Annotated in this window: 12 protein-coding genes; 4 read left to right on the forward strand and 8 right to left on the reverse strand. The window is 63.7% G+C overall.

Annotated elements, in window-relative coordinates:
- Positions 1-39 precede the first annotated feature (39 nt).
- Positions 40-1,677: an ABC transporter ATP-binding protein gene (locus tag GN153_RS00200; RefSeq protein ID WP_236544719.1), complete on the forward strand. Its 1,638-nt coding sequence runs from the start codon at positions 40-42 to the stop codon at positions 1,675-1,677.
- Positions 1,678-1,714: 37 nt separating this feature from the next.
- Here the strand turns inward: GN153_RS00200 and gcvPB are convergent, their stop codons facing one another.
- The 3 genes from gcvPB to gcvH all read right to left on the reverse strand — a co-directional run bounded on the left by gcvPB (position 1,715) and on the right by gcvH (position 4,925).
- Positions 1,715-3,157, reverse strand: a complete 1,443-nt coding sequence (gcvPB, locus tag GN153_RS00205; RefSeq protein WP_159898604.1) for an aminomethyl-transferring glycine dehydrogenase subunit GcvPB — start codon at positions 3,155-3,157, stop codon at positions 1,715-1,717.
- Complete coding sequence (gene gcvPA, locus GN153_RS00210) at positions 3,157-4,431, reverse strand: aminomethyl-transferring glycine dehydrogenase subunit GcvPA (RefSeq protein ID WP_236544741.1); 1,275 nt, start codon at positions 4,429-4,431, stop codon at positions 3,157-3,159. The genes gcvPB and gcvPA overlap by 1 nt, the downstream gene beginning before the upstream one ends.
- Before the next feature lie 119 nt (positions 4,432-4,550).
- Positions 4,551-4,925 carry a glycine cleavage system protein GcvH gene (gene gcvH / locus GN153_RS00215; RefSeq protein WP_159898608.1) on the reverse strand — a complete coding sequence of 125 codons (375 nt, stop codon included), beginning with the start codon at positions 4,923-4,925 and terminating at the stop codon, positions 4,551-4,553.
- A 552-nt stretch (positions 4,926-5,477) separates the two neighbouring features.
- Here gcvH and GN153_RS00220 point away from each other — a divergent pair.
- On the forward strand, positions 5,478-6,227 hold the full coding sequence (locus GN153_RS00220; protein ID WP_159898609.1) for an IclR family transcriptional regulator: 750 nt from the start codon (positions 5,478-5,480) through the stop codon (positions 6,225-6,227).
- A 224-nt stretch (positions 6,228-6,451) separates the two neighbouring features.
- Here the strand turns inward: GN153_RS00220 and GN153_RS00225 are convergent, their stop codons facing one another.
- The 4 genes from GN153_RS00225 to GN153_RS00240 all read right to left on the reverse strand — a co-directional run bounded on the left by GN153_RS00225 (position 6,452) and on the right by GN153_RS00240 (position 11,965).
- A complete protein-coding gene (locus GN153_RS00225; protein ID WP_159898610.1) occupies positions 6,452-8,527 on the reverse strand; it encodes an archaea-specific SMC-related protein in 2,076 nt (691 codons plus the stop codon).
- A gap of 78 nt (positions 8,528-8,605) precedes the next feature.
- Positions 8,606-9,265 (reverse strand): rod-determining factor RdfA, encoded by a 660-nt coding sequence (rdfA, locus tag GN153_RS00230; RefSeq protein WP_159898611.1) that lies wholly within the window; start codon positions 9,263-9,265, stop codon positions 8,606-8,608.
- A gap of 787 nt (positions 9,266-10,052) precedes the next feature.
- Entirely contained in the window at positions 10,053-11,087 is a 1,035-nt protein-coding gene (locus tag GN153_RS00235) for a branched-chain amino acid ABC transporter permease (protein WP_159898612.1), read from the reverse strand.
- Complete coding sequence (locus GN153_RS00240; RefSeq protein ID WP_159898613.1) at positions 11,087-11,965, reverse strand: branched-chain amino acid ABC transporter permease; 879 nt, start codon at positions 11,963-11,965, stop codon at positions 11,087-11,089. The genes GN153_RS00235 and GN153_RS00240 overlap by 1 nt, the downstream gene beginning before the upstream one ends.
- A 113-nt stretch (positions 11,966-12,078) precedes the next feature.
- Between GN153_RS00240 and GN153_RS00245 the strand changes: the two genes are divergently transcribed.
- Both GN153_RS00245 and GN153_RS00250 read left to right on the forward strand, forming a co-directional pair.
- Positions 12,079-12,822 carry an ABC transporter ATP-binding protein gene (locus tag GN153_RS00245; protein WP_159898614.1) on the forward strand — a complete coding sequence of 248 codons (744 nt, stop codon included), beginning with the start codon at positions 12,079-12,081 and terminating at the stop codon, positions 12,820-12,822.
- Positions 12,822-13,517: an ABC transporter ATP-binding protein gene (locus tag GN153_RS00250; RefSeq protein ID WP_159898615.1), complete on the forward strand. Its 696-nt coding sequence runs from the start codon at positions 12,822-12,824 to the stop codon at positions 13,515-13,517. Before GN153_RS00245 ends, GN153_RS00250 begins: the two co-directional genes overlap by 1 nt.
- Before the next feature lie 132 nt (positions 13,518-13,649).
- Here the strand turns inward: GN153_RS00250 and GN153_RS00255 are convergent, their stop codons facing one another.
- The gene (locus GN153_RS00255; protein ID WP_159898616.1) at positions 13,650-14,930 is read right to left on the reverse strand and encodes an ABC transporter substrate-binding protein; all 1,281 of its coding nucleotides are present in this window, start codon (positions 14,928-14,930) and stop codon (positions 13,650-13,652) included.
- Positions 14,931-14,954 lie beyond the last annotated feature (24 nt).

Consider the following 14,954-nt stretch of genomic DNA (forward strand, 5'->3'; position numbering starts at 1 on the left):
AACGGTAGGTTTTTGCCCCCCGATGGTGTGGGATCGCCCATGAGTGCTCCCGACGATATTCTCGAGATGGAGGGGATCTACAAGGCGTTCCCGGGCGTCGTCGCCAACGACCACATCGATTTTTCCGTCCGTCGGGGGGAGATCCACGGCCTCCTCGGTGAGAACGGGGCAGGCAAGAGCACGCTGATGAAGGTCCTGTTCGGGCTCTACAACGCCGACGACGGGATGGTCCGGTACGACGGCGAGCTGCTGGAGGTCGACTCGCCACAGGACGCGATCGACGCCGGCCTCGGGATGGTTCACCAGCACTTCCAGCTCATCCCGAAGCTGACCGTAACCGAGAACGTCGTGTTGGGCTTGCGGGAGTCGTACCCGGCGTTTCACGAGGGGACGGAGGGAACCCTTGGCAGCCTGTTGGGACTGGGACCGGTCCAGCGCCTCGGGCGCCTGCTGACCTACGACAGGGGACTGGAGAGCGAGCGGGTCGCGGAGGTCGCGGCGGAGTACGGCATCGACATCGACCCCGACCGGAAGGTCGGCGACCTGGACGTCGGCGAACAGCAGCGGGTCGAGATCCTGAAGGCGCTGTACCGCGACGTCGACCTGCTCGTGCTCGACGAGCCGACGGCGGTGCTGACCCCGACCCAGATAGAGCGGCTCTTCGAGACGCTCCGGACGCTCGTCGACCGGGGATTGACCGTCGTCATCATCACCCACAAACTCGACGAGGTGACGGAAATCACCGACCGGGTGACGGTCCTTCGCGAGGGGAAGCGAGTCGACACCGTGGAGACCGCGGGGGTCGACGAGTCCGACCTCGCGTACATGATGGTGGGTCGCGAGGTGATCCACGACATCGAGGCGACCGACGCCGAGGTCGGGGACCCGGTACTGACGGTCTCGGGCGCTCGAGCGGAGAACGACAGGGGGGTCGAAGTGCTGTCGGGGGTCGACCTCACGGTTCGCGAGGGGGAGGTCCTCGGCCTCGCGGGCGTGAGCGGTAACGGCCAGCGCGCGCTGAGCCAGTGCATTGTCGGAACCCGGGACCTGACGGAGGGGTCGGTGACGCTGGATGGGGAAGCGATCGACGACGTCCCGACGCGACGGCGCATCGAGGCCGGACTGTCGGTCATCCCGTCGGACCGCCACGAGGAGGGGTGTGCACCAGACCTGAGCATCCTGCACAACGCCATCGTCAAAGACTACTGCTCGGAACGGTTCCAGCGAGGGCCGATGGGCGTCGGGATGGACTACGATGCCGCCCGAGAGCACGCCGAGTCGCTGGTCGAGGAGTACGACGTGCGCGTGCCCGGTGTCGACGTCGACGCCGGCAATCTCTCCGGGGGAAACCTCCAGAAACTCATCCTGGGCCGGGAACTGGACCGCGAGCCCTCGGTCCTCGTCGCCAACCAGCCCACGCGGGGGCTGGACGTCGGGGCGATAGAGGAAGTGCGCAAGCAGATCCTCGAACAGCGGGCGGCGGGGACAGGTGTCCTCCTCGTCTCCGAGAAATTCGACGAGATCATGGAGCTGAGCGACCGGATCGCGGTGATCTACGAGGGGGAGATCGTCCACGAGGTCGACGCCGACGACGCCGACCGCGGCGACGTCGGGCTCTACATGAGCAGCGGAACCGCCGCCGAGACACAGGCCCCAGCGCCGTCAGCCGGCGATTGACCGAACGGCCGGAATCCCCGGGGACGCGGGCGGTCGGTCACTCCCCCAGCGCGTGCCAGGAGAGCCGCGGGTTCCGGGCCGCGTCGGTCTGGTCGACCCGGCGGACTGCCGTCGCTGCCGGCGCGTCGGCGAGCGACCCGTCGGATGCATCGGCGACGGCGTTGAACGCTTCGGCGAGCTGGTCGAGGGTACGCTTGCTCTCGGCCTCCGTGGGCTCGGTCATCAGCGCCTCGGGAACGATCTCGGGCCACTTGGTCGTCGGCGGGTGGACGCCGTAATCGAGCATCCGCTTGGCCACGTCGGCGGCGTCCTGGTCGCCGGCGCTGGCGACGAACTCGTGGTGGAAGGGGCCGAAGGGGACATCGTAGTCGACCTGCTCGGCGAGGTAGTTGGCATTCAGGACGGCCTTCGCGCTGGCGTCGCGCAACCCTTCGTCGCCCAGCCGGCTAATATACGCGTGGGCCTTCAGCAGCACGAGCCAGTTGCCCATCGCTCCGTGGACCTTGCCTACCGTGTGCTCGGGCTCGAACAGTTCGTACTCCGGACCAGCACTGCTGTCGTCGACCTCCCGAACGCGGGGTGTCGGCAGGAAGGGAGCGAGTTCCTCGACGACGCCGATGGGGCCGGCGCCCGGGCCGCCGCCGCCGTGGGGCGTCGCGAAGGTCTTGTGGACGTTGTAGTGCATGATGTCAAAGCCCATGTCGCCCGGACGAGCCCGCCCCAGCAGCGCGTTCAGGTTCGCGCCGTCGTAGTACAGCAGGCCGCCGGCGTCGTGGACGATCCTGGCGATCTCCTCGATGTCGCGCTCGAACAGCCCCAGCGTGTTCGGGTTCGTGAGCATCAGCGCCGCCGTCTCCTCGCCCACCGCCGCTTTCAGAGCGTCGAGGTCTACGCGGCCGTCCTCGGCGCCCGGGAGTTCGACCACGTCGTAGCCGGCCATAGCGGCGCTGGCGAAGTTGGTGCCGTGGGCGCTGGCAGGGACGACTACCTCTGCCCGCGAGTCGCCGTCGCCGTTGTGTTCGTGGTACGCTCGGGCGACGAGGATACCCGCGAACTCACCGGCCGCGCCCGCCGGCGGCTGCAGCGAGACGGCGTCCATCCCGCCGATCCGCGCCAGGTAGTTCTGGAGTTCGTCGTACACCTGTAGCGTGCCCTGGAGGCTCTCCGCCGGGCGGTCCGGGTGTGTCTCCGCCTGGGGGAGGGCGGCCACGTCCTCGAGGAACGTCGGGTTGTACTTCATCGTACACGAGCCGAGCGGGTAGGGCCCGCTATCGATGCTGTAGTTCATCTGTGAGAGACGGGTGTAGTGACGGGCGAGCTCCGGCTCCGACGGCGCCGGCAGTTCCAGCGAATCCCGAGTCAGGTCGTCGGGGAGCGCACTTTCGGCCGTCGAGACCGTGGTGGTGTCTTTCTCCGAGAGGAGCGGTTCCGTCCCGCTCGACCCGTCCTCGCTCCAGCGCGCCTGTCTGTGTTCCCCCATCAGCCGAGCACCCCCTCCACCGCCGAGACGAGGTCGTCGGTCCGGTGTTCGTTGGCCTCGGTCACACAGACCTGGAGTTCGTCGGCGTCAAGCGGGTGGACTGCCAGCCCCCGACCCCGGAGGGTGGCTGCGACTCGCTGGGCGTCGGGGTCGACCCGCATCTTGAACTCGCGGAAGTGGTGGCAGTCGCGCACCGGTGCCTCGACCCCGTCGATGGCGTCCAGTCTCTCGGCGAGGGTCTCCGCCCGACGGTGACACTGTTCGGCGAGGGACAGCACCCCCCCGGGGCCGAGGGAGGCAGCGTGGATGGCTGCCCGCAACGCGACCCAGGCCTGGTTCGTGCAGATGTTCGAGGTCGCACGCTCGCGGCGGATATGTTGTTCACGGGTCTGGAGTGTCAGGGTGTAGGCCCGCCGGCCGTCCTCGTCTTTCGTTGCGCCGACCAGTCGGCCCGGAACCTGCCGCAGGAATTCCTCGCGACACGCGAAGAGCCCGAGCCCCATCCCGTGTGCGGCGGGCAACCCGAGTACGCTCGCGTCACCGACGACGACGTCGGCACCGACGGCCGCGGGCTCCTGCAACAGCGAGAGTGCCACGGTATCGCTTCCCAGACAGAACAGGGCGCCGTACTCGTCGGCGAGGGTGCCCACCTCCGAGAGGTGTTCCTCGACGACCCCCTCGACGGTCGGGTTCTCCGCGTAGACCATCGCGGTGTCCTCTGAGAGCGCTGCTGCGAGGGTTTCCGGGTCGACCATCCCGTCGACGGTCCCGACAGTCTCGACCGTGAGGTCGGTCCCGGCGGTGTAGTTCTCCAGAACCTCGCGGAACTCCCGCCGGAGGTACGACGGCACGAGAACCGTCGACCCCTCGACAGCCCTGACTCGCGCAGCGAGCGTCGCAGCCTCGCCCAGCGCCGTCGCCGCGTCGTACATCGAGCAGTTGGCGACAGGCAGCCCGGTCAGCTCTACCAGCAGGGATTGGTACTCGAACAGGGCCTGGAGAAAGCCCTGCGTGACCTCGGGCTGGTACTGGGTGTAGGAAGTGAGAAACTCCGAGCGGTCGGCGAGGTGGTCGACCAGCGAGGGGACGTAGTGCTCGTAGTGCCCCCGCCCGAGAAACTCGGTCAGCGAATCGTTCCGGGAAAGGGCCCCGGTAACCTCCCGTACCACTTCCTGCTCAGAACGGGACTCGATACCGAACGTGTCCCCGAACCGTAGCGGTGCCGGAATGTCGAACAGGCTCTCGGGGTCGTCGACGCCCACCGCATCGAGCATCGCCTCGGTGTCGACTGTCGGTGCGAACGGGCTTCCCGCCTTGGTCCCGAACGGCCGGGCACGGTCGGAGCGGCTGGCGCGGTCGCTGTGGTCGCGACGGGAGGAGTTCCCGACCATGGTCAGACCTGCTCCCGGTACTGTGCAGCGGTGAGGAGGTGGTCGGTCCCCTCGTCGGGGTCGAACGCCACCAGCCAGCCAGCCCCGAACGGCTCTTCGTTGACCAGCTCTGGCTGGTCACGAAGCCTGTGGTTCGTTTCGACTACCGTCCCGGTGACGGGAGCGTACAGGTCGGAGACGGCCTTGATGCTCTCGATGACGCCGAAGGCACTCCCGCGCTGGGACGTCTCGCCCTCGGCCGGCAGGTCGACGAAGACGATGTCGCCGAGTTCGTCCTGCGCGAAGTCGGTGACCCCGACCCGGACGGTACCGTTGTGTTCGTCAGTCCATTCGTGCGTCTCTGCGTACCGGAGGTGCTCCGGGACGTCGAATTCCATTGTTCCAGTCACTTATCGTGTGTGTCCAGGACCCGGTGGCCGACGGCTACTTCCCCGGCGGTCCGGCCACAGACTTGGACGGCCACGTCGTTCCCGAATCGATACACGTCGCGTCGCCACACCAGAGTACTAGCAGGATATTAAGCCTGCGGATTCTTGTCTTTTCAGTGATATTTGGGGATCGATCGTGTTGACTGTCCCCGGCCGTGGGGCGGTTCGTCTCTCCGCTGGGCCAGTCGACTACACGGCAGCGTCGAGAGCCGGGAGTCGCGGGTCGGGGACGACCGCGGGCCGCGACGTTCCCCACGATGGGGAATATTCCCGGAATATCGCGGTGTCGTGACTACGCCCCGCTGCAACAACTCGAAATTGTCGGGGCTTCTCCAGCTCGCCAAAGTGACTGCCCGACAAAAAACGAGATATACGAATATGTACCCACACATCTTCTACTTCTAGTAGTTTCACCGCTCCTATGTTGGGGAACGATCTTTCCGGAGGCAAATTTTCGCAACGTGGGCAGGGTTAAGCTCCCGAGTCGAAACGTATCACGTAATGCCAAACGGGTCCGAAAATATGCGAAAGACGACAAAAACCTCGCTGGCCGTAACGGAGGCGATAAACGACCTCAGCGGCGCGACGCTGTCAGAGCTGTCAGACTACACCGGGCTCGCGACCAGTACAGTACACACGCATCTCCAGACCCTGGAACAGCTCGAGTACGTGGTCGAGATCGACGGCGAGTACAGGCTCGGTCTCAAGCTTTTCCATCTTGGGGAAAACGCGCGAATGCGCGACAGCCGGTATCGCCTGGCGAGGCAGACCGCCACGGAACTCGCAGACGTCGTGAACGAGGAGGTGAACTTCTCGGTGGAGGAGTACGGGCGGTCAGTGGTGCTGTTCGACGAACTCGGCGGCACTACACACGGGGAGTTTCAAGTGGGCCGGTACTTCGACATGCACAGTTCTGCCAGTGGCAAGGCGATGCTGGCGGAGTTCAGCGAGGCGCGCGTGTGGGAGATCGTCGAAGACAGAGGGCTGCCCGGGTACACAGACAACACGATCACTGACCCGGAAGAGCTGTTTGCTGAGTTGTCGACCATCCGCGAGCAGGGGTACGCTGTAAATCGCCAGGAAGAGTTGGAGGGGCTTCGGGCAGTCGGAATGGCGGTCACCGAAACCGATGGGTCGGTATTCGGGGCACTGGACATTTCCAGCCCCTCATACCGACAACCGGCCGACGAAGAAGTCGCTGGTCAACTCCGGCCTTTCGTCCAGGAGCTGGAGGCAGCCATACGTGAATAGTCCGTAAGGATCAACGCCGGTGCTCAGCCGCGTTGAAACGATCGTTTCAAGCAATCGGCTGAAGAGTTGCCCACAGATTGAAAAGATCGCTTCAAATGAGCTCACTGCTGGTTCGCTCCAGATTATACAGGGCGCCGTTGGAGTAGATTTCCTTACAGGTGAAGTACGGGAATATTTAGCGTCCACAACAAACCGAGACGCTGACTGGAAGGTTCGGTGTGCGCTTAGCTGAACTCCGCCGTGTACGTGGTAACTCTGTCCGAGAGCACCTCTGTTTCCTCGACAGCTGCCGCATCCTTCAGGAGCAGTGCCGTCACGAGAAACTCGACGTCCGAACGGTCCGTTATATATCGCAGCAGATCTGCCAGCCGTTGGGCGTCAATCATCTCAACCGAATCGATGAGCAAGAACGGGATCTTCTCATCGATATCGTGGACGAGATAGCCCGCCAAGGCCACGACGAGCCCGATGATCTCCCGCTCCGACTCCGAGAGGGTATCGACGGTATCCTCATATACGGCGCCGTCTTCCCCTTCGCGAACGATATGTAAATCAAACATCGACTCCTCGCCGTGGTCAGCACTTGTCTTACGTTCGACCCAGACGCGAGCGATATTTCGGTATTCGAGTTTCTCGACTAGGTCCTCGAGCATCTCGTTGACCGTCTCAACAAGCTGTGTCTCCAACCGGTCGATCTGGCCACGAAGCTGCTCTAAATCATCGCTGAGCGCGCTCAGTTCCTGCTCTTTTCGCTCTCGCTCTTCGCGGAGTGACTCGATTTCCTCGATTTCGTCGGTTATCTGTTCCAGCTTGGATTCAACACGGCCTCGCTCACGTTCAAGTTCAGTCAGGCGCTGGTGCGTTTCAACGAACTCGCTCGGTTCGTCCTCCTCTTCTGTCTCGAGCTGACTCAGTTCCGCCTCCACATCTGCAATGTCTGCTTCCAGGTCAGCAATATCCTTTTGGAGGTCATCCCGGTCGGCCTCAAGCGTCACCAATTGTTCCTCATGCATCTCGAACCGGTCTGCGATTTCCTCACGCCGGGCCTGAAGATCAGCATAGGTGTCCCGTTTTGACTGGTAGTCAGACCGCTCATCGCGCAATTCCTCGAGTCGCTGGTCAATCGCTGTCACCTCCTCGCGTTGGTCCTGGATCAGCCCGCGGAGAGTTTCGATGCGCTCGGTAATTCGGTCACGTTCGACTTCCGTCCCGCACGTCCAGCATTCGACCTGTTGTGAGCTCGGGTCGAGGGCCGCGGTAAGGTCATCGCTCGCTTCGAGCCCCGGGACGTCAAGATTTCCTTGTGAGATAGTTTCATTGACCTCGACCACTGTCTGCAGGTCTTCGATCGCCGTTTGAAGATTCCGCCGCTGCGACTCTAGACGATTGATTTCGGTACTGAGCCGGTCGATCTCTCCATCCAGTTGGTCGACGTCAGTGAACTCCCCAAGTTCTTCCTCGATCTCCTCGCGCTCTGAGCGGAGCTCGCGTTGCTCCTGTTTCCTGAAGTCGATCTTACGCTCGATCGTATCTAACTCGTCTTCCAGGTCCCGCAGGTCGCCGCGGCGGTCCTCTAACGTCTCGCGAAGCCCAGCGACTTCCTGTGACTCCTCTTCTGCTGGCTCAAGGTCATTCGCTCGTGCTTGTACCTCCTCGATTTCCACCTCCAGCTCTTCGAGCTCTCCGAGTAGTCGCTGCCGGTCCTCTTCGAGTGCCGGAAGCTCCCGTTCGCGCCGTTCGATGCGCTCGATGTCGGACTCCAGGTCGGATTTCTGGTCCTGTTTGCGTCGGATCTCTCGGCGGATCGCGTCGGTATCGACCGGGCGCATCAGCAGCTCTCGAAGCTCTTCCCCCTGTGCAACAGCATGACGGGCAGGATTATCGGCGAACAGCGCAACAAACGTATCAACAAGCTCTGGTTGGTCACAGTAGGGCTCGCCCCCGAGTGTATACTCGGTTGCTGTTTCGGCGTAGGTACGGGTGTACTGCGCATCGCCGATGGTGAGTTCGACTGAACCGTCTGCTGCATCAGTCTTGAGGGAGGCGGCGGAGTCATTGCCTCCAAGTGCGGCAGCGAGTGAGCGAAGAAGCGACGTCCGATTCGTCGCGTTTTCACCTGCAAGGAGCGAGATACCGGGGGTGAATTCGAACTCGAGTTCTTCGATGCCACCCAGGTTATCGACGTGGAGAGTGGCGCTGTCACCGACGGAGCCGGGGTCCAGCGCTCTCTGCTCATCGCCGTCGGTGTCAGTGTCGCTCGCTTGGCCGCTTGCTGAAGCCGTGTGTTCGGACTCAGACATGGATGATGAGTGGCACTATGCGAGCACCGCACTTAGAAGGTCCGGTGCGTGAGGGGCTCCATGCCGGGATATGATGAGTCAGGCCTGACAGTCACAGCCACCGCTGGCAAGGAGTTCATCGAGCCGATATGTGGTGGAACACTCCCGGCATTCGACGCGCGTGCTGAAGACGCCGAAGTCGCCACCGGAAAGGAGTCCCCGCTCAGCAGCCCGCTCTAGCGCACTCGCGACGGCGGTTTCGTACTGTTGCTCGTAGGTTTGCAGCGCGTCTTCGAGCTCTTGAACGGTCTCGATCGACCCGCGGGAGGTGGAGACATCGAGATGGTCCTTGAGGTGTTTCCTGATCGTTTCGTGTGAGGTGTAGTCGGTGCGCAGCCGGTCGATATCGAGGTGGCCGGCCATGGCCTCCCGGATCTCGTCACGGCGGCCGATGTCGAGGTCGTCGCTGTTCTCCAACGCGGCATAGACAGTCCCCGGTTCGGCATCAAGCTCAACCCCGGCTGCACTGAGCGCGACAGCGGTCACCCGCTCGTTGAGATACGCCGCGAGTTCGTGAAGAGTCGCGTCGTTCTGCTCGCGACGCCGCCGGAGTTCGGCGTCGAGACCCTCCAGTCCGTACGCTTCAGCGACACGCTCGACTTTACAGCACGCGTTATCCGCCGTCGGAGCGGTGCCGGTCACAGCAGGGCAGGAGTCCTGAGTAGGTGCCCGTTCACTGCCGGAACGTGTGTCGTTCATTAGTACCAGCCAGGCCGGCCAGCGGTTTTTGACTTTCTATCATTCGGAGATAGGCACTGTGGCGGGATCGTTCGCGCGACGACAGGCCATGAGTTGCAGCTACACCTTCACAACTACCATAAAAAATACACCAAAATTATAGTAAATATTAGATATGACGATTTCCAACGCAGACAGTCGGTTTGAAGTATAAATATTTTAATTTTGAGCGGCTATCACTTTACTATATCTTATTTTAAACACGAAATACGAACATAACTCTCCTCGATGCAATCTCTGATAAAAATTATACTAGACTCTTATCCCTGGTCGCTCCGGAGTGTCACACCTCCCCCATCGACGGCACCTTACCCGGATCCGAGACGGCTTTTGGGCGTAGAGATGTTCACCAGGAGATACTGATCCAGCAATAGAGCCCGAACATACAAAAAATACTATGAACTAACTACCGAAATAATGATATATCGTCTCCGCCGCAACCGTGCCAAAGTGAGCAGGTCGCTCTCTAGTGCGCAGGTTCCCCGGCAGACATCAGAGGTCTGCCCGGCGCACCCCGCTACACCAGCCGGAGTAGTTGTCAGTTAGCATGCCTCACACAGACGCACGCTTTGATACCACGTCGCAGTGGCCAGAAACCGCGTACCAATAACACACTAAGGACGTTATTACTTGCCGATTCACTCTACTCTATTGCCTACACCTCGCTTTCGCAGCCGATTCCGATCCGTGGCGGGCCTGTTCCAGAAGTGAGTTCTACAGCTCCCCGGTCGGAGGGCCGCGTCGACCCTCAGTCCCCGTCGGACTCGTCGCTGCTCCGGAGGTCTCCGACAGTGTCCCAGACCGACCGGCCCTCTCCGGTGAGCGCGCCGGCGATCCCCGAGGGGAAGAAGAGGACGAACAGGACGTAGACGATCCCGAGGATGATCGGCCATCCCTCGATGATGCCGGTGAGCATCTCCCGGGCGCCCAGCAGGAAGGCCGAACCCAGCGCGGCCCCCCAGAGCGTCCCCATTCCGCCGATCAGCGTCACCAGCAGCGCGTCACCGCCGGTCGACCAGTGCAGCAGGTCCGGCGTGACGATACTGAGGAACAGTCCCTGCAACATCCCGGCGACGCCGGCGAAAAAGCCCGCGACGATGAACACCGCCAGCTTGTAGCGGAACGTGTTGTAGCCGAGGAACTGGGCGCGCTCCTCGTTCTCCCGGATGATGACGAGCACCCGGCCCAGCGGGGAGTTGACGAGCCGCCACATCGCCAGAAACGAGAGGACGACGGCGAAGAAAGTCAGGTAGTAGAAGGTTACGTAGTCCGATAGCGGCAAGCCGAGGAGGTCCGGACGGAAGACCAGCAACCCGTTGTCGCCGCCCGTGATCGCCGTCGTCTCGAACACGAAGTAGTACCCGACCATCGACAGCGCGAGCGTCAGCATGGCGAAGTAGACGCCCGACTGCTGGAAGGCGAGATACCCCGTCAGGACCGAGACCACGACCACTGCGACCAGCGCGAGCACCACCGCGACGGGAAGGGACACGCCCGCCTCGGGGATCCCGGGGAGCGGACGCCCCGCCATCGCGATCCCCATCACGTAGGCCGCGGTCCCGAACGGCAGCGCGTGGCCGAAGGAGATCACGCCGGTGTAGCCGATCAGGAGGTCGTAGCTGGCCGCGAAGACCAGAAAGAGCATGAACTCGACGACCAGTCCCGACTCGTAGCTCCCCAGGAACTGCGGGAGGGCTGCGAAGACTGCGAGCAGGACGGCGAACCCGAACAGCCGGACGCGCCGCGAGCCGAGGCCGAGGCGCTGACCGAGGCCGACCGCCATCAGTGCTCCACCCCCTCAGTCCCGAACAGACCGGCCGGACGCACGAGCAGGACGGCGATCATCAGCGCGAAGATGATGATCGACGAGAACTCGGGGACGTAGAAGTTCCCGAACGACTGTGTCAGGCCGGCGAGCAACGCGCCGACGACCGAGCCCTTGAAACTCCCAAGCCCGCCGATGACGACGACGACGAAGGCCTCGATGACCATCTCCGTCCCCATCGCCGGATAGGCCGACATCATCGGGCCGGCCGCGACCCCGCCGATGGCAGCCATTCCCGCCCCGACCGCGAACATGATCGTGAACGCACGCTTGACGTTGACGCCGCTGGCCTCGGCCATCGTTCGGTTGTCGGTTCCCGCACGCACCACCAGTCCGTACCGGGTCCGCTGCAGGAAGAGGTAGACGCCGACGGCGACGACTGCCCCGAGCGCGATGACGAACAGGCGGTAAGCCGGGAAGGCGGCGCCGGCGACGTTGAAGATCCCCTCTGCCCACGAGGGCGTCGCAAAGGAGAGCGCGTTCGGTCCCCAGATGAGGACGACCGCCTCGTCGAGGATGAGCGCGATCCCGAAGGTGAGCAGGATCTGGTACAGCGGGTCGCGTCCGTAGAGCGGCCGGAGGGTGAGAAACTCCATCACGATGCCGATCGCCGCGACGAAGAAGGGGGCGACCAGCAACGCGAGGAAGAACACCCCGGTGCTGTCGAACACCACGAGCCCGAGGTAGGCCCCGATCATGAACAGCGACCCGTGAGCGAAGTTGACCACTCCCATCAGCCCGAAGATGAGAGACAATCCCGAGGCAACGAGCAACAGTAACATCCCGATCGCGAGTCCGTTCAGGACTATCCCTGTTATCGCACTAACTGACGTCATCGGTCTTCCTGGGGCAAGAACGGGGGGATGGTTAAATTTATGGGAACCCCACCTGAGCGTGGTTGTAGGATGAGTCGACGTGCCAGACCCACGCAGTCCGGAGGACCCAGACCATGAGTCTCCTCGAGACTGAGGGACTGACCAAGCACTTCGGCGGTGTAACGGCGGTACAGGACGTCGACCTCTCGGTCCCCGAGGGCGAGATCACGTCGCTCATCGGCCCGAACGGGGCCGGGAAGACGACGCTTTTCAACATGCTGACCGGCTCGCTCGAACCCTCCTCGGGCGAGGTCCGGTTCCAGGGCGAGGAGATCACCGGCCTCCCGCCGGAGGAGATCGCCCGGGAGGGGGTCGCCAGGTCCTTCCAGATAACCAACGTCTTCGAGGGCGTCTCGGTGCTCGAGAACGTCCGCGTGGCAGTCCAGGCCCGCCACCGCGGCGGCTGGAACTTTTACCAGGATGCGGACAACAAGCAGGAGTACATCGACGAGGCGATGGAGATCCTGTCGACGGTCGGGCTCGCAGAGCAGCGCGACCAGCAGGCGAGCGCGCTCTCCCACGGGGCGAAGCGCTCGCTCGAGATCGGGATCACGCTCGCGACCGGCCCCGACCTACTCCTGCTCGACGAACCGGCCGCCGGAATGAGCCAGGTGGAGATAGAGGAGCTGCTCGACCTCGTTGACGACCTGGCCAGGGAGTACACGATCATGCTCGTCGAACACAACATGGACATCGTGATGAACATCTCGGATACGGTTACCGTGCTGCACAACGGCGCGATCATCTCCACCGGGCCGCCGGAGACGGTGCGCGCGGACGAGTCAGTACAGGAAGCGTACCTCGGGGGTGGAGCCTGATGGCCCCGCTCCTGTCGGTCGACGGGATCGACACCTACTACGGGCAGAGCCAGGCGCTCCACGACGTCTCGCTGTCCGTGGACGAGGGGGAAGTCGTCACGGTGCTCGGCCGGAACGGGGCGGGGAAGACGACGACGCTGCGCAGCATCGTCGGGATCGCGCCGCCGCGGCACGGCCGTATCGAGTACGGCGGCGAGGACATCGTCGGGATGTCAACACACGACATCATCCAGCGCGGCATCGGGTACGTCCCGGAGGACCGCCAGGTGTGGTCGACGCTGACCGTCGCCGAGAACCTCGAGGTTCCCGCCGGACGGGGCGGCGACTGGACGCTCGAGGACGCCTACGACCTGTTCCCGACGCTCGACGACCTCCGCGAGGCCAGAGCCGGGACGCTCTCGGGTGGCGAACAGCAGATGCTCGTCATCGCGCGCGGACTGCTGGGCGGGACGGACCTGCTCCTGCTGGACGAACCCAGCGAGGGGCTGGCGCCACAGATCGTCTCCGACGTCCGGGACGCGATCGTCGACCTGAAAGACGACCTGACGATCCTGCTCGTCGAGCAGAACGTGAACCTGGCCCTCGACGTCGCCGACCGCGTCTTCGTGCTGGCAAACGGGGAAGTCGTCCACCAGAGCAGAGCCGACGACCTCGACGCCGACGACCCCGCGATCCGCGAGCACGTCGCCGTCTGAGGACCCGTCGCTCTCGTATCCTTCCTCTCGCCGTCCGCGTGCGTGCACGCTCGAGAACACTCGCCGCCAGCGCCGCTGGCTCCCCGCTAATGGGTCTTCGCGGCCGGCGCGAAAGAACGTCTCCGGCCCGGCTCAGATGTTACAGCCCGTCTCCTCGCAGGGACGGGAGTTCTCGCCGGCCGGGTGCTTCATGAAGATCTCGGGGATGGGGTAGTCGAATTCGGTTCCCTCCGGGTCCACGAGCTGGGACGACCAGACGTTGTTGGTCGCCTGGTGGTCACACGCCCGGACCGTCATCTCGCCTTTCGGGCCGGTGTAGGAGACTCCCTCGAGTGCCGACACGAGGTCGTCGGCTCCGGTCGACCCGGCGTTGACGGCAGCCTTCGCGAGGAAGCGCATCCCCATGTACGACGTACAGGAGTAGGTGCTTGGGTCCGAGCCGTCGCTCACGTCCCGGTAGTCGCTGACGAACCGCTCGTTCTGGTCGTTTCCGGTCTGCTCGCTGGTGAGTGCCGCGTGGTAGGGGACGCCGCCGTAGTTCCCGGTCGCGGCCTCGCCGGCTCCCTGTGCCACGATGGTCGTCTGGTTGGTGATGACGTCCATCTGGTCTTTGAGGCCGAAAGAGGCGATCTGCTTTGCGGACCTAACGCCGTCGGTGCCCGAGGCCCGGACGACGAGGAAGTCGGCGTCCGTACTGGCGACCTGCTGGATGTACGTGGAGTAGTCCGTCGCGCCCAGTTCGGGCCACACCTGCTCGACGACCTCGCCGCCGTTCCGTTCGGCCACCTCGACGAACGCCCCGACGCTCTCGCGGCCCCACGAGTAGTCCGCGCCCATCGTGGCGAATTTCGTCCCCAGGTTCTCCATCGCCCACTCGGCGTTGGGTTTCTGGTTCTGGTAGGTGTGGGTGTTTGCCCGGAAGGTGTACCCGTTACAGTTCTCGCCGGTCAGCGATTCCGCGGTCGAGACCGTGATCATGAACGGGACCTCCTGTTGTCTGGCGTAGTTGCCTACCGCGTTGGCGACCGACGAACTCGCGGTCCCGATGAGTGCGTCAATATCCTCGTTCTGGACGAGTTCCCTCGCCTGGCGCAGGCCGACCTCGGGGTCGAGCTGTGTGTCCCGCTCCACCAGGTCGACCGAGACGCCGACGTCCTCGTCTTCCATGTGCTGGAGCGCCACCTCCACACCGTTACTGCTATCCTCGCCGATCGCGGAGTACGGTCCGCTCACCGAGAACAGCCCCCCGATGGTCAGTTCGAGGTTGCCGTCTCCGCCACCGCCGCCACCGCCACCACCGCCGCCGCCACCGCCACCACCGCCGTTGTCGCCGCCGTCACCGTCGTCGCCGCTCGTACACCCGGCCAGGCCGACGAGCCCGCCAGCGAGCACTCCGGTTCCGACTTTGGACATAACCTCCCGTCGAGACTGCCGCGA

This window comes from Salinirussus salinus, from assembly GCF_009831455.1.
Classification (GTDB): Archaea; Halobacteriota; Halobacteria; order Halobacteriales; family Haloarculaceae; genus Salinirussus; species Salinirussus salinus.